Origin of the sequence: Janthinobacterium sp. 1_2014MBL_MicDiv (assembly GCF_001865675.1) — a bacterium.
Classification (GTDB): Bacteria; Pseudomonadota; Gammaproteobacteria; order Burkholderiales; family Burkholderiaceae_D; genus Janthinobacterium.
Genome location: NZ_CP011319.1, coordinates 6,289,735 through 6,310,342, shown reverse-complemented (window position 1 = coordinate 6,310,342; position 20,608 = coordinate 6,289,735). Strand labels below are relative to the sequence as shown.

General features: G+C 64.3%; 13 protein-coding genes. All 13 read right to left on the bottom strand.

The window, feature by feature from the left end:
• Positions 1-116 precede the first annotated feature (116 nt).
• The 13 genes from YQ44_RS27345 to YQ44_RS27285 all read right to left on the bottom strand — a co-directional run bounded on the left by YQ44_RS27345 (position 117) and on the right by YQ44_RS27285 (position 20,468).
• The gene (locus YQ44_RS27345; RefSeq protein ID WP_071326052.1) at positions 117-1,580 is read right to left on the bottom strand and encodes a glutamate synthase subunit beta; all 1,464 of its coding nucleotides are present in this window, start codon (positions 1,578-1,580) and stop codon (positions 117-119) included.
• A gap of 79 nt (positions 1,581-1,659) precedes the next feature.
• Positions 1,660-6,360, bottom strand: a complete 4,701-nt coding sequence (locus tag YQ44_RS27340; protein ID WP_071326051.1) for a glutamate synthase-related protein — start codon at positions 6,358-6,360, stop codon at positions 1,660-1,662.
• A 194-nt stretch (positions 6,361-6,554) separates the two neighbouring features.
• The gene (locus YQ44_RS27335) at positions 6,555-7,262 is read right to left on the bottom strand and encodes a transposase (RefSeq protein WP_071326050.1); all 708 of its coding nucleotides are present in this window, start codon (positions 7,260-7,262) and stop codon (positions 6,555-6,557) included.
• Positions 7,263-7,416: 154 nt separating this feature from the next.
• Complete coding sequence (locus YQ44_RS27330; RefSeq protein ID WP_071326049.1) at positions 7,417-8,097, bottom strand: response regulator transcription factor; 681 nt, start codon at positions 8,095-8,097, stop codon at positions 7,417-7,419.
• An 83-nt stretch (positions 8,098-8,180) separates the two neighbouring features.
• A complete protein-coding gene (locus YQ44_RS27325) occupies positions 8,181-9,374 on the bottom strand; it encodes a PAS domain-containing sensor histidine kinase (protein WP_083412069.1) in 1,194 nt (397 codons plus the stop codon).
• A gap of 61 nt (positions 9,375-9,435) precedes the next feature.
• Positions 9,436-12,540, bottom strand: a complete 3,105-nt coding sequence (locus YQ44_RS27320; RefSeq protein WP_071326048.1) for a DEAD/DEAH box helicase — start codon at positions 12,538-12,540, stop codon at positions 9,436-9,438.
• 208 nt (positions 12,541-12,748) lie between these two features.
• Entirely contained in the window at positions 12,749-13,240 is a 492-nt protein-coding gene (locus tag YQ44_RS27315) for a YbjN domain-containing protein (protein WP_232251006.1), read from the bottom strand.
• Positions 13,241-13,269: 29 nt separating this feature from the next.
• Entirely contained in the window at positions 13,270-13,959 is a 690-nt protein-coding gene (locus tag YQ44_RS27310) for a hypothetical protein (RefSeq protein WP_071326046.1), read from the bottom strand.
• A 6-nt stretch (positions 13,960-13,965) separates the two neighbouring features.
• Positions 13,966-15,699 (bottom strand): putative porin, encoded by a 1,734-nt coding sequence (locus tag YQ44_RS27305; protein WP_083412067.1) that lies wholly within the window; start codon positions 15,697-15,699, stop codon positions 13,966-13,968.
• A 157-nt stretch (positions 15,700-15,856) separates the two neighbouring features.
• A complete protein-coding gene (locus tag YQ44_RS27300; RefSeq protein ID WP_232251005.1) occupies positions 15,857-16,573 on the bottom strand; it encodes a hypothetical protein in 717 nt (238 codons plus the stop codon).
• Between the two features lie 10 nt (positions 16,574-16,583).
• Positions 16,584-16,994 (bottom strand): ExbD/TolR family protein, encoded by a 411-nt coding sequence (locus YQ44_RS27295; protein ID WP_034753784.1) that lies wholly within the window; start codon positions 16,992-16,994, stop codon positions 16,584-16,586.
• A 13-nt stretch (positions 16,995-17,007) separates the two neighbouring features.
• Positions 17,008-18,798 carry a DUF2341 domain-containing protein gene (locus YQ44_RS27290; protein WP_071326044.1) on the bottom strand — a complete coding sequence of 597 codons (1,791 nt, stop codon included), beginning with the start codon at positions 18,796-18,798 and terminating at the stop codon, positions 17,008-17,010.
• A 56-nt stretch (positions 18,799-18,854) separates the two neighbouring features.
• Positions 18,855-20,468, bottom strand: a complete 1,614-nt coding sequence (locus YQ44_RS27285; protein ID WP_083412066.1) for a ShlB/FhaC/HecB family hemolysin secretion/activation protein — start codon at positions 20,466-20,468, stop codon at positions 18,855-18,857.
• Positions 20,469-20,608: the final 140 nt, after the last annotated feature.

The following is a 20,608-nucleotide window of genomic DNA, read 5'->3' as shown; positions in this document are numbered from 1 at the left end:
TTGTAAAAAACGCGCGCCTGCACGCCTGCGTCTTCCCCGTCCGGCGCCATGGCTAAAATAACAAGGGCCACGACGCATCGCGCGCCGTGGCCCCTGGCTTGATCCAGCTCAAATCGTCAGCGTGGCAGCAGGGAAGCCCCCATGAGGAACTGGTCGACGGCGCGCGCGCACTGGCGTCCTTCGCGGATGGCCCACACCACCAGCGACTGGCCGCGGCGCATGTCGCCGGCCGCGAACACCTTCGGCACCGACGTCTGGTAACTGCCGTCGCCTTCCGTGCTCGCTTTCACATTGCCGCGCGCATCCGTGTCGACGCCGAACGCTTCCAGCACTTGTTGCACTGGCGAAACAAAGCCCATGGCCAGGAAGACCAGGTCGGCCTTCATCTCGAATTCCGAGTTCGGCACTTCGCTCATCTTGCCGTCTTTCCATTCCACGCGGCAGGCGATCAGCTTTTCCACCTTGCCGCCCTTGCCTTCGAAACGCTTGGTGGCCACGGCCCAGTCGCGCTCGCAGCCTTCCTCGTGCGAGGACGAGGTGCGCAGCTTGGTCGGCCAGTAGGGCCAGACGAGCGGCTTGTTTTCCTGTTCCGGCGGCTGCGGCATCAGTTCGAACTGGGCCACCGAGGCGGCGCCATGGCGGTTCGAGGTGCCGACGCAGTCGGAACCCGTGTCGCCGCCGCCGATCACCACCACGTGCTTGCCCGTGGCCTTGATCTGGTCCTTGAGCTTGTCGCCCGCGTTGACCTTGTTTTGCAGCGGCAGGAAATCCATGGCGAAATGCACACCTTTCAATTCGCGGCCCGGCACGGGCAAGTCGCGCGGCTGCTCGGCGCCGCCGGCCATGATGACGGCGTCGAATTCTTTTTCCAGGTCTTCCGGGAAAATGGTTTCCTTGGCCCAGTTGTTCACGTGGGCAGGGAAATCCTTGCCGACGAGCACGCTGGTGCGGAACACGACGCCTTCGGCTTCCATCTGTTTCACGCGCAGGTCGATGTGCGACTTTTCCATCTTGAAGTCGGGGATGCCGTAACGCAACAAACCACCGACCCGGTCGCTCTTTTCAAATACGGTGACGGCGTGGCCGGCGCGCGCCAGCTGCTGCGCCGCCGCCAGGCCGGCGGGGCCGGAACCGACGATGGCCACTTTCTTGCCGGTACTAAACCCTGCCGGTTGCGGCGTGACCCAGCCGTGCTCCCAGCCCATGTCGATGATCTTGTGCTCGATGGACTTGATGCCGACCGGATCTTCATGGATGCCCAGGGTGCAGGCCGATTCGCACGGCGCCGGGCAGATGCGGCCCGTAAATTCCGGGAAGTTATTCGTCGAATGCAGGATGTCGAGCGCTTCGCGGTAGGCGCCGCGGTACACCAGGTCATTCCAGTCAGGAATGATGTTATTCACGGGGCAACCCGTGGTGCAGAAGGGAATGCCGCAATCCATGCAGCGCGCGCCCTGCACGGTCGCCTGCGCGTCCGACAGGTGCAAGACGAATTCCTTGTAGTTCTTCAGACGCGCGGCAGGCTCCAGATAGTGCTCGTCCTGGCGCTTGAATTCCATGAAGCCGGTAATTTTACCCACGATGTTTCCTTTGTATTTGGCTGGCGGGGAGCGGCCGGGCCGCTCCCTGGTCATTAATCTCAGCGATGAGTTGGCTGGCTCAGGCGGCGACGGCTTCCACTTCCATGGCGGCATCGGCGGCCATTTCAATCAGCGCGCGCTTGTATTCGTTCGGGAAGACCTTCACAAACTTGCCACGCGCGCTGGCCCAGTCGTCGAGCAGGACGCGGGCGCGGGTGCTGCCCGTGTGCTTGAAGTGACGCTCGATCAGGCGCTTGAGGATCACTTCATCGGCTTCCGGCACACCGTCGCGGTGCTGCGTGTGCCAGGCGTCGCGGTCGACATGCTGCTCCGCCGCGGAGACGACCTTGTCCAGGCTGACCATGGCCGTGTTGCACTTGCTGGCAAAGTCGCCGGCCGGGTCATACACATAGGCGATGCCGCCTGACATGCCGGCCGCGAAGTTGCGTCCCGTGTTGCCCAGGACCACCACCGTGCCGCCCGTCATGTATTCGCAGCCATGGTCGCCCAGGCCCTCGACCACCGTGGTGGCGCCCGAGTTGCGCACGGCAAAGCGTTCGCCGGCCACGCCGTTGAAGAAGGCTTCGCCGGCGATGGCGCCGTACAGCACCGTGTTGCCGATGATGATGTTGTCCACGGCCCAGCCACGGAATTCCGTATTCGGCCGCACGATGATGCGTCCGCCGGACAAGCCCTTGCCCACGTAATCGTTGCCCTCGCCCACCAGGTCGATCGTGATGCCGTGCGCCAGGAAGGCGCAGGCCGACTGGCCCGCCGTGCCTTGCAGCTGGATGTGGATGGTGTCGTCCGGCAAGCCGGCGTGGCCGTATTTCTTCGCCACTTCGCCGGACAGCATGGTGCCCACCGTGCGGTTCAGGTTGCGCACGGGCGAGATGAAGGAGACGCGCTCGCCCTTTTCCAGCGCCGCGCGCGCCTGTGCGATCAGCTTGTGGTCCAGCGCCTTTTCCAGCGCATGGTCCTGGAATTCCACGTGGCGACAGGCCTGGCCATCCGGGGTTTCCGGCTTGTAGAAGATGGCCGAGAAATCCAGGCCCTGCGCCTTCCAGTGCGAAATCGCCTTCGACTTGTCCAGCAGGTCGACGCGGCCGATCAGTTCGTCATAGGTGCGGATGCCCAGCTGCGCCATCAGCTGGCGGGCTTCCTCGGCAACGAAGAAGAAGTAATTGACGACATACTCGGGCTTGCCCGAGAACTTGGCGCGCAGCACGGGATCTTGCGTGGCCACGCCCACGGGGCAGGTATTCAGATGGCATTTGCGCATCATGATGCAGCCTTCCACCACCAGCGGCGCCGTGGCGAAACCGATCTCGTCGGCGCCCAGCAGGGCGGCGATGACCACGTCGCGGCCCGTCTTCATCTGGCCGTCGGCCTGCACGCGGATACGGCTGCGCAAACCGTTCAAGACCAATGTTTGCTGGGTCTCTGCGAGACCCAGTTCCCACGGCGTGCCCGCGTGTTTCACGGACGACAGAGGCGAAGCGCCCGTGCCGCCGTCGTGGCCGGCGACGACCACGTGGTCGGCCTTGGCCTTGGTGACGCCGGCGGCCACCGTGCCGATGCCCACTTCCGACACCAGTTTCACGGAGATCGAGGCGCGCGGGTTGGCATTCTTCAAGTCATGGATCAGCTGCGCCAGGTCTTCGATGGAATAGATGTCGTGGTGCGGCGGCGGCGAAATCAAGCCCACGCCCGGCACGGAAAAGCGCAGGCTGGCGATGTATTCCGACACCTTATGGCCAGGCAATTGACCGCCTTCGCCCGGCTTCGCGCCCTGCGCCATCTTGATCTGGATCTGGTCGGCCGAATTCAGGTAGGCGGCCGTGACGCCGAAACGCCCCGACGCCACCTGCTTGATGCGCGAACGCATGGAATCGCCTTCCTGCAGCGGAATATCGACGACGATCTGCTCGGCGCCGACGACGGACGCCATGGTGTCGCCCTGGCGGATCGGGATGCCCTTCAATTCCTGCGTGTAGCGGTTCGGATCTTCGCCGCCCTCGCCCGTGTTCGACTTGCCGCCGATGCGGTTCATGGCGACGGCCAGGGTCGCGTGCGCTTCCGTGCTGATGGAGCCCAGCGACATGGCGCCCGTGGCGAAGCGCTTGACGATTTCCTTGGCCGGTTCCACTTCGTCGAGCGGGATGGCCTTGGTCGGGTCGAGCTTGAATTCGAACAGGCCGCGCAGGGTCAGGTGGCGACGGCTCTGGTCGTTGATGATTTGCGCGTACTCCTTGTAGCTGGAGAAATTGTTGCTGCGCGTGGAATGCTGCAGCTTCGCAATCGCGTCCGGCGTCCACATATGGTCTTCGCCGCGCACGCGGAACGCGTATTCGCCGCCCGCGTCGAGCTTGTCAAACAGCACGGGATCGTTGCCGAAGGCCAGCGCATGCAGGCGCAGCGCTTCTTCCGCCACTTCAAACACGCCGATGCCTTCCACGTTCGAGGCCGTGCCCTTGAAATACTTGTCGACCAGCGACTTGTTCAGGCCGATGGCTTCGAAAATCTGCGCGCCGCAATACGACATATACGTGGAAATGCCCATCTTCGACATGACTTTCATCAAGCCTTTGCCCACTGCCTTGGTGTAGTTGTAGATGGCCTTGTCGCCCGACAGGTCGCCCGGCAAGCCGTGCGCCAGTTCGACCAGGGTTTCCATCGCCAGATACGGGTGGACGGCTTCCGCGCCATAGCCTGCCAGCAGGGCAAAGTGGTGGGTTTCGCGGGCCGAGCCCGTTTCCACGACGAGGCCGGTGGAAGCGCGCAAGCCCTTGCTCACCAGGTGCTGGTGCACGGTCGAGGTGGCCAGCAGCGCGGGGATCGCCACCTGGTCGGCGCTAATGGCGCGGTCCGAGACGATCAGGATGTTGTGGCCCGACTTGACGGCGTCGACGGCTTCCGCGCACAGCGAGGCCAGGCACGCTTCCACGCCTTCCTTGCCCCAGGCCAGCGGGTAGCAGATGTCGAGCTCGTACGACTTGAACTTGCCGCCCGTGTGGGCGCTGATGTTGCGCAAACGCGCCATGTCGTCAAAGCCCAGCACGGGCTGCGCCACTTCCAGGCGCATCGGCGGATTGACGTTATTCGTATCTAACAGATTCGGTTTCGGGCCGATGAAGGACACCAGCGACATCACCATTGCTTCGCGGATCGGGTCGATCGGCGGGTTCGTCACTTGCGCGAACAGCTGCTTGAAGTAGTTATACAGCGGCTTGAGTTTGTTCGACATGACGGCCAGCGGCGAGTCATTGCCCATCGAGCCCGTCGCCTCTTCGCCGGCCAGCGCCATCGGCGCCATGAGGAATTTCAAGTCTTCCTGCGTGTAGCCGAACGCCTGCTGGCGGTCCAGCAGCGATGGCTGGACTTTTTCGCCCTGGGCGCGGTCGTGCTTGACTTGGCCTTCGGCCATCTTGATCTCGTCGAGCTTGATGCGCACCGAGTTGATCCACGCCTTGTAGGGCTTGGCGTTGGCGTAGGTGTTCTTCAATTCCTGGTCGTCGATGATGCGGCCCGCTTCCAGGTCGATCAGGAACATCTTGCCAGGCTGCAAGCGCCATTTCTGGATGATCTTCGATTCAGGAATCGGCAGCACGCCCGATTCCGACGCCATCACCACCAGGTCGTCGTCGGTGACGATGTAGCGGGCCGGACGCAAGCCATTGCGGTCCAGCGTGCCGCCGATGTGGCGGCCATCCGTAAACGCCATGGCGGCCGGGCCGTCCCACGGTTCCATCATGGCCGCGTGGTATTCATAGAAGGCGCGGCGGTTGTCGTCCATCGTCGTGTGGTTTTCCCACGCTTCCGGAATCATCATCATCATCGCCTGCGCGATCGGATAGCCGGCCATCAACAGCAGCTCCAGCGCATTGTCGAAGCACGCCGTGTCGGACTGGCCTTCATAAATCAGCGGGAAGAGTTTCTGCAAATCGTCGCCCAGCACGGCCGACTTCATCACGCCTTCGCGCGCGCGCATCCAGTTGAAGTTGCCTTTCACCGTGTTGATCTCGCCATTGTGCGCGATCAGGCGATACGGGTGGGCCAGCGGCCATTCGGGGAAGGTATTCGTCGAGAAACGCTGGTGCACCAGGGCCAGGGCCGAGATGCAGCGCGCATCCTGCAAGTCCTTGTAGTACACGCCCACCTGGTCGGCCAGCAGCAGGCCTTTGTACACAATCGTGCGCGCCGACATCGACGGCACGAAGAATTCCTTGCCGTGCAGCAGCTTCAAGGCCTGGATGGCGTGGCCCGAGGATTTGCGGATCACATACAGTTTGCGCTCGAGCGCATCGGTGACCATGATGTCCGGGCCGCGGCCGATGAAGATCTGGCGGATCACCGGTTCCTTGGCGCGCACGGTGGGCGACATCGGCATGTCGGTATCGATGGGCACGTTGCGCCAGCCCAGCACGACCTGGCCTTCGATGCGCACGGCGCGTTCGATTTCCTGTTCGCAAGCGATGCGCGACGCGTGTTCCTTCGGCAGGAAGACCATGCCCACGCCGTATTCGCCAGGCGGCGGCAATTCCACGCCCTGCTTGGCCATCTCTTCGCGGTAGTACTGGTCGGGAATCTGGATCAGGATGCCGGCGCCATCGCCCATCAGCGCATCGGCGCCCACGGCGCCCCGGTGATCGAGGTTTTTCAGTATCAGCAAGCCCTGTTCGACGATCGAATGGGTCTTGTTGCCCTTGATGTGGGCGACGAAACCGACGCCGCAGGCATCGTGTTCATTGGCTGGGTCGTACAGGCCTTGCGCTTTCATGGGCTTCTCCGCTGCGTATGGATATCGAAAAACTAGAGTAGTGCAACGCAACAAAAAACTCAACCAGAAAAATTAGGGTCGGAGTCGAATTAAATTCGTTTCCGTCGCCCATAAAATTTAATAGGGACATAGTCAATCGAATCTCAATAAAACATCAGGAAGCCCTCATTTTTTGAGTGAAATGCGAATGCGTGTCAGTTGACGTCCGGCTCAGCCGCGACTTTGCGCGGGCGGCCCCGCTTGGCGGGCAGCACCTGGCGCTTCATTTTCAGCTCCAGCGCCTGCTTGAAGGCGTCGCTGCCCAGCGGCCAGCCCTTCAGCACGGCCTGCTCCACCACCTTGACCTGGCTGCCGCCCAGTCCCTGCTCGAACAGGCGCAGGTAGGCCGCCTCGCGGTCGAACGGCGTGTTGCCCAGTGCCCAATACAGCGCGTGATCGGTGATGACGGGATCGGGACGCACGCCCGCATGGTGGGCATGGCTGGACCAGGCGTACTCGAGGGCCTGCCCCGCCAGCCCCGTCTGCACGGGCACGCATTCCAGGTAACGGCAGCAAGTCAGGAGGAAATTGTCGGGATCAATGACGGCAGTTTTGTAGCGTCCCTGCCACAAGCCCCCTTCGCGGCCGTATTTCTGGTTGAAATACGGCACGTAATAGCGCCCCAACCACTGCATCAGCTGCCCCAGGCCCGTGGCATCGCCGGGCGTGGCCAGCAAATGTAGTTGATCAGGCAACAAAACATAGGCGTGGATGGCTACCTTGAACATTTTCGCGCCCGTTTTCAGCCAGGACAGGAACTGCGCGTAGTCGGCCGCATCCTGGAACACGGGCTGGCGGTTGCTGCCGCGCTGAATGATGTAATGGGGCAGTGCGGGAATGATAAGGCGGGGCAATCGGGCCATGGCAAAGTCGTAAAAGAAAGGCTAAGGCCTTGATTTTACACACTTCCAGTCGTCGGACGCGACTCTGACCCTATTTTATTTCAGGCATGGAAAAAACGATTGACTCTGTCCCTTTTATGATGCCAGCCGCTTGCGGCCGGCCGCAGGCAATGCATCAGGACAGGTTAAAGCTGGCCGACAGGCTGTAGCCTTCGCCGTAAGCGCTGCGCAGCGGCAAGTCCTGGCCCAGGCCCGTCTTGGCTTTCTTGCGCAGGCGATACACGAGCATGTCGACACGGCGGCCCGCATCGGGATCTTCGCCGCCCATGCCGGCCACGATGACATCGCGCGGCACGGGTCGCGTGTTGATGGTGAGCAGGTGCAGGAAGTTGAATTCTTTTTCCGTCAGGGCGATAACCGAACCCATCAGTTCAAGTTGGCGAGCGCTTACTTTCAAGGTCCACTTGCCCGGCTCGGGCAGCGGATCTTGCGGACCGACGCGGCGGTCGAGCGCCTCGATGTGCGCGGCCAGTTCGGGGAACTTGATCGGCTTGGTCAGGTAATGGTCGGCGCCCAGGCGCAGGCCCAGGATGCGGCTGTCGAAGGCGACGCGGCCCGTCAGCACCAGCACGCCGATTTGCGGATACAGCTGGCGCATGCGGGGGATGACATTGAAGCCGTCTTCATCGGGCAAGCCCAGATCCAGCACCACCACGCCGACATTTCCATGGCTCAACGCCGTCCACATGCCGCCAGCCGAGCTGGTGATATGGACTTCGTGTTCGAGCTCAACGAGGAATTCCGCCATGTCTTCGGCGTAGTCCAGATTGTCTTCGACGATCAGTATTTTCGTCATTGCTACGCCATTCTTTGTTAGTAAGCAAACCGTGGGCAAACCATGCCATTCACTTCTGCACCATGATGGACGGACGAATAGGTTTACGTCAAGGAATTATCACGGTTGCCTTCAGCGGAAGCAAGGCTTTTCCTTGTCTGGACAGGAACGGGCAGCCAAATCCGGAAAACCGCGCCGCCTGCGGGCAGATTATGCCCGTGCAAAGTCCCGCCATGCACTTCCACCACGGCGCGCGCCATGTACAGGCCCAGGCCCGCGCCCGGGTGGCCGGCGGCATGGATGCCGCGGAAACCTTTATCAAAAAGATGCGCCAGTTCCGCCTCGGGCAAGCCCGGTCCCGCATCGCGCACGCACAGTTCCACGCCACCTTCGGGCGCCCGCCTGCCCGCCAGGGTGATGGCGCTGCCAGGCGGACTGAACTTGACGGCGTTTTCCAGCAGGATCTTCAGGCACAGGGCCATGCCGGGCACGTCGCAGCGCAATGTGGCCGGCAAGTCCTCGTCCAGTTGCAGCTGCACCGTATGGCTGGCGGGCACGCCGGCGGCCGCCTGCTGCAGCAGGGCCAGCGGCGCGATGCCGGCCGCGGCCCGCTCGCGGCCGATGGCCGCCATGCGTTCGGGCGACAGATAGTCGTCGATCATGGCCAACAAGCGGTCGACGGCCGTTTGAATCTTCACATAGCGCTTGCGCGTGGCCTCGTCGGCGTCCGTCGAAGTGGACACGAGGCGCTGGACGGCGCCGTCGATGGTGGCCAGCGGCGTGCGGAATTCATGCGACAGCATCGAGGCGAAACGCTTGTGTTCCTTTTCGCGCTCTGCTGCCTGCGCCTGCGCTGCACTCACGTCGCGCACGCTGCCCACCACGCTCACGCCGCGGCCGGCGGCGGCCGGCACGATGGTGGAATGGATTTCCAGCGCCAGCGGATGGCCGTCCGCGTGCGGCAGTTCCACTTCGCGCAGCAAGGTCGCGCGGCTGGCGTCGCCGTCGCGCCAGCGCTGCAAACGGGCCGGCACGTCCGCCGCCAGGCGCGCCGCGTGGCTTTGCAGGGCAGGCAAGTCGTAACCGCTCAGGCGCTGCGCGGTGGGGCTGATGTAGAGTAATTCCAGGGTCGTGGCGTCGAGCAGGAAGGCCGCATCGCGGCCGTGTTCGGCCAGCAGGCGGAACGTCGCTTCCCCCGCGCGTGCGCGCAGCAGGGCGCGGCGCAACTGGATGAAACGCAGCGCCATCAGGATGACGCCGGCCAGCAGCAATACAAGGAAAGGCAGGAAGGGCAGCATGCTTTATACCTGGCAAGAAATAATCGCCCAGTATAGAGCCAGCAGGGAAGCAGCCGCCCCTTTAATCTTCCAGCGGGGCAAAAATCTGCTGCAAGTCTTCCTGCGTGAGGGCCATCTTCTGCGCTTCGCCTTCGGCCAGGATCGATTGCGCCAGCTCCGATTTCTTTTGCTGCAGCAGCTGGATTTTTTCTTCCAGCGTGCCCTTGGCGATCAGCTTGTAGACAAACACGGGCTTGTCCTGGCCGATGCGCCAGGCGCGGTCCGTGGCCTGGTTTTCCGCCGCCGGATTCCACCACGGATCGTAGTGGATGACCGTGTCGGCCGCCGTCAGGTTCAGGCCCACGCCGCCCGCCTTCAGGCTGATCAGGAAGATCGGCACGGCGCCCTGCTGGAAGGCCGCCACTTGCGCGCCGCGGTCCTTGGTTTCGCCCGTCAGCAAGGCGTAGGGAATGTCGCGCGATTCCAGTTCTTCCTCGATCAATTCCAGCATGCTGGTAAATTGCGAGAAGACGAGGATCTTGCGCCCTTCGTCGAGCAAGTCTTCCACCATCTGCATCAGGTCGAGCAGCTTGGCCGAGCCGGCCGACTGCTTCTTCGCCGGCAAGGATTTCACCAGGCGCGGGTCGCAACAGACCTGGCGCAATTTCAGCAGCGCTTCGAGGATGACGATCTGGCTGCGCGCCACGCCCTTCTTGTCGATTTCTTCGCGTACTTTTTGATCCATCGCAAGACGCACGGTTTCATACAGGTCGCGCTGTGGCCCCGTCAATTCCACCTTGCGCACCATTTCCGTCTTCGGCGGCAGTTCCTTGGCCACATTGTCTTTCGTGCGGCGCAGCAGGAAGGGCTTGATGCGGCGGTTCAGCAGCATGCGCCGCAGCGGGTCGTCCTGGCGCTCGATCGGGTGGCGGAACTGGGTGTTGAAGGTCTTTTCGTCGCCCAGCAAGCCCGGCAGCAGGAAATGGAATTGCGACCACAGCTCGCCCAGATGGTTTTCCAGCGGCGTGCCGGACAGGCACAAACGGTGGCGCGCGCGCAGCAGGCCCGCGCTTTGCGCCGCCTTGCTGCGCGTATTCTTGATGTAGTGCGATTCGTCGAGGATGACCAGGTGGAAATCATGCTCGCGCAAGGTTTCCTCGTCGCGCGGCAGCAAGGCGTAGGTGGTCAGCACCAGGTCGCATTGGCCGATCTGGTCGAACTGCTGCGCGCGGTCCTTGCCCTGCAGCAGCAACACCTTCAGGCTGGGCGCGAATTTGGCCGCCTCGTCCTGCCAGTTGCCCATCAAACTCGTCGGTGCGATGACGAGGGCCGGATGCGTCAAACGGCCCGCCTCCTTTTCCACCAGGATATGCGCCAGGGTCTGCACGGTCTTGCCCAGGCCCATGTCATCGGCCAGGATGCCCGCCAGGTCATGGTCGCGCAGGAATTGCATCCACGCCAGGCCGTCGGCCTGGTAATCGCGCAGGGTCGCTTGCAAGCCGGCCGGCGCGGCCACCTTCTGCACGGAACCGAACTGGCTCAGCTTGCGGCCCATGGCGCGCAATTGCTCGCCACCCGTCCAGCGCAATTCCAGCCCGCGCGCCAGCTCTTCCAGGCGCGCCGCATCCAGGGTCGACATGCGCACGGCACGCTTGATCTTGTCGTTGAAATACAGCTCGCCCAGGGTGTTGAGGATGGGGCGCACCCTGCCCCATGGCAGGGCCACGCGCGTGCCATCGGGCAAGGTCGCCAGCATCTGGTCATCCTCGGCATGCGCCTCGATGACTTTCGGATTGAAATCGTTGGGCGCGTTGCGGATCAGCTGCACCAGCACGGGCAGCAGCGGCACGCGCTCGTGATTGACGACGATGCCCAGTTCCAGCTCGAACCAGGCGTTGCCACTATCCGGGTCCTGGTCGTCGATTTCCGCATACCAGTCGTCCACTTCGCTCACGTCATAGCGGTACTTGGCCGTCTTTTCCACGATCCAGCCCTGCTCCAGCAAGGCGTCGATACCGGACTCGGCAAAGCGCAGCCATTCCGCCTGGGAAGGCAGCAGCAGGGCGCCCTTCAAGCCGCTCAAGGGGGCGGCACCGGGCTTCTTGAATTGCAGCTCGGCCAGGGTGGCCAGCGCGCGCGCCTCGTCGTCCGTATTTCTCTGGATAATTTCCGTCACCTCGCCCACCTGGCGCACCACGCGCTGCGAAGGGTCGAACGAGACGCGCTCGCCATCGTAATCGTAGGACAGCACGGCGAAGTCGTGCCAGCGCTGCACGCTGCCATCGGCCAGCATGGCGCTGTCGAGCAGCAAGACCGGCTGCGCCGGCACATCCTTGCGCAAGCGCTGCGGCAAGGGCTGCGGCAGCGGCATCAGGTGCTGCAAGCCCTGCGCCAGCAGCAGTTGCGACACGCGCACCTTGTCGTTCGCGTTCAGCGGCGGCGCCTGCGCCACCAGCGCCTGCAAGTCGGCCAGGGAAATGTCGGAGCCGCCCTGGTTCAGTTCCAGCACGCCGCACGACAGGTTGTCGATGTACCACGGCGGATCGGTGGGCAGCATGTAGTCGATCTGGTCGGCGCCATGGTGTTTCGCGCCTTCGGGCGGATCGACTTGCCAGCCCAGGCGCATGGTCTTGCCCTCGTCGCGCCAGAACAGCCGGGCCGGACGCACGGGTCCCTCCTGCAATGGATACACGAGACCATTGCCCACGTCGGCCCAGGAATTGGCCCACAGCAGCTTGTCCTGCTCGGCCAGCATGCCCAGCAGGGCCGCGCCCACCTTGCCCTTCGGCTCCGTGGCGCTGCCCGTCTGCGAATTCTGGCCGCTGCGCATGGCCACGAAGAAGCGCACGAGGTCTTCATCGGCCGGCGTCAGAAAGCTCGGCGGCGCCGACAGCAGCGAAAAGATTTCGCTGATGGGCGAGGCTGCCGCCACGTCGCCGTTCGGCCGCAGGCGCGCCTTGTACAGGCACAGGGCCACGTGGCGGCCGCCGCTGGTGGGCGCCAGCACGTAGATCAGGCGATGCTGGTTGAGTTTGGGGTCGGGTTCGGCAATGCTCAGCACGGCCTTCGGATGGGCGGCTGCCTCCACCCGCTGCAGCCAGGTGGCGACGGCATACGGCAAAGGCGCTCCCGGGCTACTTGCCGGGGCAACTGGGGTTTCACTGGTTTCGTCGCGGGTAAAATCCATGGGGCGCATTAGAGTGTAAAGGTCGTATCCAAATCGGCAACAGGCGATATTATCCGCCATACAGGCGTTGCTGGCTTGATTCACACACGCTCTTTGAGCAGTTTTAATGCGCGATGCTTAAAAAATAAGTATTTAATGCGACACTCGGACCCCGCCAGCGGCAAAAATGGCCCGCCAGCGGCCATTTTTGGCGCCTGTGCAGGTTTTATCAGGCCGGCACTGTTTCCTCTTCCACCACGGCAGGCGCCGCCGCTGGCGCCGCTACCGACGCGTCGGCTGGCGTAAAGTTGCGTAAAAACAAGAAAAACTGGCCCATCATCTGCGTCCACAATTGCAGATTGATATTCAGGTGCGTTGCGCTGACGCCGCCGGCAACCAGCACATCCATTTCCAGCACGACAAAATCGCCATGCTGGGCCACGCGCGCAAAACGCTTGCTGCGATGCCATTCGGCCAGCAAGCCGGCAGGCAAGTCGCCGCCCTGCACGCGCAGCGGGCAGCTCAGGGTCAGGTCGGCGTACTGGCCGGGCGAGGCTTCATTGCCCCACAGCACCTGGAAACCGATGCCGTGGCTGGCGCTGTGCAGGCGCACGACGCCATCGTGCTCGATGCTGGTGACGGCGCAGCCGGCCGCCTTGATGGCGTCGGCCATCTGCTCGGCGTTCAGGGTGGTCAGCAAGTTGCTATTCGTGTGTTCCATCGTCATTCCATTCATTTCAAAAAATAAAGTTATTGGGGGGCAGGCGCGGGGGCGGCCGGCGTTTCAGTTTGACGCGCATCAAAGCGGCCCTGATACAGCTGGTCGCCATATTGCTGGGCGATTTGCTCCAGCTTGACCCTGCTTTGCGCGGCAAACGGCTGGCGCGCCGCCATCACGCCCAGCACGTCGAGCCCTTCGTATGCGCGCAGGATTTCCTGCCCGGTGGCGTACAGCTGGGCATTCTTGCTTTCGCAGCGCGCCAGCACGCCGCGCTGCGCCGCCACTTCGCCGTCGAGACGCAGGCGTTCCGCTTCAATCTGCTTGCCGGTGGCGGCCAGCTGTTCGCTGGCCTGGCGCAACTGCGCCAGGTTGTCGGCCGCCTCTTGCGTGGCAGCCGCGCCACGCTGCTGCTCGGCGAGCAGCTTTTCCCGCTGCGCGCGCTCCTGCGCCAGCAGCGCCTGGCTGCGCGCCAATTCCTTTTTCACGCCATCGCTGGCGGGAACGGCCACCGGCGCGGCTTGGGCGGCAGGGGCACCCTTGGCTTTCAGCAATTCCAGTTCGCCCCGCGTCTGCTGCAGCTGCGCCGTGACATTGCGCAACTCGGCCCGCAGGCGCTCTTCCATGCTTTGCCCCTTCTGGCCCTGCGCCTGGGCCGCGCCGCCGGCCAGCACGGCGAGCAACAGCGCGGAGACACGCGTTGTGTTGGATATCAACATCATTACTCCTTAAAAACGCGCATTCAATTCGATTTGCAGGGTGTCGATCGACAGTGCCGAGCCGAACACTTCGCGGCTCGACGTCCAGCGGCCGTTCAGCCACGTATTCTTGTCGAGCGCATACGCGCCACCCAGGTAGTAGCCGCGCGCATTCGTGCCGCCCAGGTGGAAGGTGGAATCGTTGTAGGCGTCCGGCAAGGCGTCCGGTTCGATGCGCTTGTAGCCCAGCAGGACGTTCCAGTCGCCGCGCGCCGCGGGGCTGGCCTTGCCCAGGGTGGCTTGCAGCATGTAGGCGTTGCCGCCGCTCCTGAAATCGGCTTGCGAAACGCCGCCCGTGCCGCCGAAGTTGTTCATGATGCCGCCCTTGGCGCGCGCCCACATTGCATTCTTGTCATAGGCCATGTTGCGCACATAATCGCCTTCGATGCGCAAGTCCTTGCCACCGGCGACCTTGCTATCCCAGCGCGCATTCAGGTTGGCCAGACGGAACTTCGACGCCAGGCCGACGAATTGCGGCTGCGGCGTATTGGCCGGATCGAGCGGGTTCAGCGCGATATTGCGCAGCAACATCAAGCTGTTGCCCTTTTGCATGCTCGACGGACGCGACCAGTCCGTGCTGCAGCCATCGGCGCCCGCGTACAGCGCGCACGGCTGCGAATACTCGCCGCTGATGTTGCGGAAGTTGTAGTAGGCCAGCGCGCCGCGCAACTGATGGTCGCTATTGATCTTCCACGAGGCGCCCACCTGCGCGCCCAGCAGCCACTTGTTCTCGCTGGCCATCTTGGCCTGGCTGCGGCTCGGCGCATTGTCGGACGAATATTCGAGCGGGATCAGGCCTAGCGTGCCGAAGACGGTGACGTCCTTGGCCGCGCCCACCGGTTGCTGCACCTTGGCGGCGATGCCGTCGAAATTGAGTTCGCTGGAAAACAGCTCGTCGCCCGACACGAACGGGTTGTCGAAGCGGCCCGCCGTCAGGGTCAGCCAGGACGCGGGCTGGTACGACAGCCAGGCCTGGTCGAGCCAGATATTTTTCTTGCCCAGGCCGCCGCCGAGGGTTTGCGTGGTCGATACCGGGCTGTCGTCGTTGCCGCTGGCCAGGCGGATGCCCGCTTGCGTGCTCTCGGAAATATCGGCCAGGATGCCCAGGCGGGCGCGCGCGCGCAGCAGGTTCTTGCGGTCCTGGCGCGTGTTCAGCAGCGAGGGCAGGGCCAGGTTGGTATTCGAATTGACGTCGTAGCCGCTGCCGCCGTTGAGCGAGCGCCAGTCGATCTCGATATTGCTGTTGGCCATGTCGTAATAGCGCGACTCGTAGCGCGCGCGCACATCGCCTTCCATGCGGATGCGCTTGGTCCATGCCGGCGTTTCGTTCGGCGCGGCCCAGCCGCCCGCCTTCGCCTCGGCCAGTACTTGTCCCTTGATCTCGTCGCGGATCTGCTCGCGCACGGTTTGCGAAATGTACGGCACGCGCACGTCGCCCGGCTGCACTTGCGCCAGGGCTGCCGGCGCCGCGGCCGGACGGGCTTGCGCGGCAGCCAGCGCCTCGCTCTGCGCCTGCGCCAGCAGCGCTTCGCCCGCGTCCTTGTTCAGGGCGCCGCTCTGGATCAGGCCACGGATCAACTTGACCATGGTGCTGTCGGCCGGCGCTTGCGCTTGCACCGCGCTGGCCGCCACGCTCAGGGCGAAGGCGGCCAGCGCCAGCGGCAGGCGGCGCATGCGCTGTGGGGAAGAAAATAAGGAATTCATCGCTTCTTTCGGTAAAAATTAAAATGAATGTCGTAAAAAACGCCTGACAAAACCGTCGCGAGCGGCAGTGAGTTGTGGCTGAGAAGCGCAGCTGTGCGCATGCGCAGCGAGCATCGCAGGCCGCAAATCACAACGCGCAGCAGGTTTGGCCGGGTGTTCACGGCCGGCGGCCTTTGATGGAAACGCGGGCCGGGAACCGCAGCGACGCCGGCGGCCGCTCATCGGCGCGAAAATCGCGCACCATGGCCAGCACCAGTTCATCCGTCTGCGCATTGCCCGTGCCCTGCACCAGCAGCACCTTCGTCGTCCTGCCTTCCGTATCGAGCCACAGGTCGACGCGGATGTCGGCAAACGCCAGCTGGCGCGTGCGCGGATCGCGGGCGAAGGCCATCTGCAGCGCATTGGCCACGTAGCGGCCGTACGAGCCCGCGCCGAGGCCGCCGCCACCGCCGCCGCCCGTCATGCCGCCGCCACGCCCGGCCTGGATGCCGAAGGCATCGCTGCCGGCCTGCGCCGCGCCGTCGATGGTGACGGGATCGCCCTTCTCCGGCGACGGGCTTTCCGGCGCGTCGTCCATGGGCTTGTCGGCCGGCGTCGGTTCCGGTTCCGACACTTCCGGCACGACCTTGTCGGGCGTCGGCTCCGGCAGCTTTTCCGGTTCCGGCGGCGGCGGCGGGGGCGGCGGCAGCATCAGCATCGGCGTGGCCGCCACTTCGCGCTTGGTGGCCGCCGTGTCGGACAGCAGATACCAGACCAGCGCGGCCAGCGCGCCGGCCAGCAGCGCGGCGCCGGCCACGCCGCCCCAGCGGCGCCACCACAGCACCGCGCCCGACGGTTCCGAGGCCGCCATCTTCGTCATGTCGTCACGCTTCACCTTGCGCTCCTCATGCCGGCTTGCCGGTCACCAGGCCCACCTGGTTCAGGTCGATGCGGCGCAGCAGGTCGAGCACTTCGACCACTTTCGCGTATTGCACGGCCGCATCGCCGCGCACGATCACGGGAAAATCGGGCGTGAGCGCCTTTTCCGTGCGCAGGCGCTCTTCCAGCTCGGGCAGGGTGACGGGATAGGCGTCGAGGAAGACCTGGCCCGCGTTGTCGATGGTGATGGCCTTGGTCTTCGGTTTTTCCAGCGCCATGGCCGAACTGGCCTTGGGCAGGTCGACCTTGATGCCGGGAATGCTGGCGTTGCTGGTCAAAATGAAGATCACCAGCACCACCAGCAGCACGTCGACGAAGGGCGTGATGTTGATGCCGCCGCTACGCTTGCGGGGGGTAAACTTGGCGGAGGTGGCCATGGTTATGCGCCCCTCACGCCTGTTGCAGCACGGGACGCATCTGGCGTCCGTCGCCCTGCTCTTCCGCCAGGCGCGTGGCGAATTCGTCGACGAAGACGGCCATGTCGGCAACGATGGCGTCCGAACGCGAGGACAGCCAGTTGTAGCCGAACAGGGCGGGAATCGCCACGCCCAGGCCGGCAGCCGTACACAGCAGCGCAGCGGCCATGCCTGGCGCCACCGAGTTGATGTCCACGGCGCCGGCCATGGCGGCCACGACGAACACCAGCATGATGCCGATCACGGTACCGAACAGGCCCACGTAGGGCGCGCCTTCGATGGTGGTGGAAAGCCAGATCATGCGCTTGGACATGCGCTCGCTTTCGCGCACCATCACGCCATCCATGGCGGCGCGGATGGCGCCGATGGTGGCGTTCGAGACGGCGTTCAAGTCGTAGCCACGGTCATGGCGGCGGCGCATCTCGTCGATGGCCACGTCGTACAGGCGCCACAGCGAGGAATCGGCCTTCACGGAAGCGCCCAGCTTGCCATTGCGCGCCAGGTGGTCGAGCGGCGCGCCGGCCGCTTCGTGGAACGACTGCATGAATTGCGCATTGGCGCGCGAGATGGCGCCATAGCTGCGGCCCTTGCCGATCATGATGATCCACGACAAGACCATCATCAGGCCCAGCACGCCAACGACGATCCACGCGTCGAGCGGCATGGCGGCGATGATGAAGCCGAAATGGCTCTTGCCTGCCTGCTGTTCATCGGCGCCAAACACGGCCAGGCGCGATTCCGAACCTTGCGAGACGGCGTCGGCCAGCAGCAGCGCATCGGCACGGGCCGTGCGCGACAGGCGCAGCTCGTCGATGGCGCCCGTGAAGTTGCCCAGGGTGGCTGCGCCGGAAGCGACCGGCGGCGCATCGGCGCCCACCGAAGCGGCCGTGCCGAACGCCGGCAGGGCCGTGGCCAGCGAGACGGCCGGACGGCCGCCCACATACAGGGCCACGTTGTTCTTCTCCGCCTTGACGGCCAGGTGCGACCATTGCCCCGCCTGGATGGGCTGGCCAGGCTTGCTGCGCTGGCCATTCACCTGCACGAAAGGCACGCCCTGGTCCACGCCGATCAGCAATTCATTGGCGCCGTCGCGGCGCGCATACAGCACTTGCTGCGGGCCCAGGTTGTCGGGACGTACCCAGGCGGAAAAGGTGAACGCTGCGCCGGCGGCCAGCGCCAGCGATGGCGAAGCAGGCAGCATCAGCGGCGTGGTGCCCAGGCGGGCGCCCGTGCCGATGACGGAACCGTCCAGCGCCGGCACGGCCGTCTGGGCATGGTTGCCGTAGGCGGTGCTGTCGCGCGAAGGCACGCCCGGTTCGGCGAAGTGGTACACCAGGCTGTAGTCGGGATCGAAGGTGCGCTGGCCATTGCCGGAGGCGGGCGCCTTCGGATTGCCGTAGTACATCCACAGCTGCTGCGGCGTGCCTGCCGTCAGGGCCGGCACGTCGACCCAGATCAGGGCGATGCCCAGCAGCGGGTTGAATTGCTCGATCTGGTGGTTCAGCACGGTTTTATCGTCGCCGGCCACGAAACGCAGGTCGGCGCCGCTGTCGCTGACGCCCTCGAAGTTGAAATTTCCCGAATGCAAGCGCAGCAGCACCGGGATACGGCCAGGATCGCCGCCCACGGCACCCGCCTTGGGACCGGCATCGATGGTGACGGGTTTGCGGTAAGCCCAGTCAGGTTGCCACCAGGCATGCGCCAGGCCGGGAGCGAGCGTGCCCAGGATCGTGAGCAGGAATAACAGACGTCGAAAACGTTGCATGACAGTGATTCTCCGAAGAAAAGTCTAGAAAAGTGCGGTACGGGTGCGCCGGACCGTCAATAACTGGCCGACAGGTTGAAGTTGATGCGCCGCACATGTTTGTGCGTGCGCGGGCCATCGCGCAGCGGATAGGCGAAATCGATGCGGCCATTCAGGTAGCGCAGGAACTGGAAACTGCTGCCCACGCCCACGGAAGCCAGGCCGAACAGGTCTTTCTGCTCGATCATCGGGTCGCGCAGGCGCAGGCGCGCGCCATCGGCAAAGGCAAAGAGGCGCCAGTTTTCCAGGCGGCTGAAATACGTCAGCTGCGGCGTGCGCCATTCGACGGTGCCCGAGACGCCGTAGTCGCCCGTCGCTTCGGCCGACAGATAGCCGCGCACGGAATTGGCGCCGCCGGCGGCCATCTGCTCGCCCGACACGAGCGCCGCGTCGGCCAGCTGGCCCGACATGCGTCCGTGCAGCTGCGCGCCGCTGCCCAGGGTGACGGTGGCGTTGGCATCGCCCTTCAGCACGAGGAAGCTGGGCGAGGCCTTGTAGCGCTTGTTATCGTAGGCGGCGCTGTCGCTGCCGTAGCCGAACGAGGCGCGCGTGCCGGCCACCAGCGACAGGCCCAGGCCGTACGTCGCCGTGTCCGTCTGCGCAAAACCGTTGTAGGCCACGCTGAGCGGCACGTATTTCAATGGAATGCTCGAGCCGGTGCCATTCAGTTTCAGCGCTTCCTGGTTATCCTTGAAGTCGATGCCGGCGGAAAAGCTGTGCCACCAGATGCCGCTGTTGGGCACCGTGTAGTTGACTTTCATGCCCAGCGCATGCCCCTTGCCCAGCACGCTGGTGCCGCCGGTGCTGGCCACGTTGCTGTTCGACTGGTAGCCGGTCGCTTCCACGCTCCAGCCCTGCGTGCCGATGGGCGCCACGTACGAGGCGGACCACACCTTGGTCTGGTTCAGGTCGCCCGGCGTGCCGAAAAAGCTGATGGTGGCGCTGTGTCCGAGCTGCCACAGGTTGTCGTGGCCGACCGACATGCTGGTGCGCAACTTCTTCGTATCGGCGCTGTAATCGTTGTTCAGGCCGACGCTGGCGCGCCACGGGCTGCTGTCGTCGACCTTCAAGTCCACGTCCATGGTGCCGGGCAACGTGCCCTGGCGCACCAGCGGCATCACCTGGCGCTTGGGCCCGCGGTTCAGGGCCGTCAGTTCCACCTGCGCCTGGGTAAAGTCGGGCACCGTGCCTTCCGTCAGGGCCGGCACCTGCTGGCGCACGTCGAGCGGCGAGTTGTATTGCGCGCCCACCACGCGCAGGCGGCCCACTTTCGTTTCGCTCACCTGCAGCACCACGATGCCCTGCTCCACCTGCTGTTCCGGCAAGTCCACGTAGACGGACTGGTAGCCGCGCGCCTGATACGCCGCCACGAGGGCGTCGCGCGCCCCTTCCACGTCCTTCAGGGTGCGGCCCGGCCCCAGGAACGGCGTCACGGCCTCTTCGATGGCACGGGCGTCGAGCACGGTATTGCCGCGCACCAGGTATTCCTCGATCGTCACCTGGCGTTCCGGCGCGGCGGCCACGGCTTCCTGCGCGCGCGCCAGGCCGGGCAACGCCAGCATGGCCAGGCACAGCATCGTCAAGGCGGTCGCGGGCGCCGCGGGCCTGCCCTTCTTTTTCATTTCACGCATCTTCCATTCACCTTAAAATCAAACGGTTGCCCTGTGTTGCGGCGCTGGGCCGGCGGTTTTCCTTGCTGCCGATACTGATCTACTGATGCCTAGACAGCCGCCGCGCGCGGCGACTGTCAAATGTCATCAAATGTTCATAA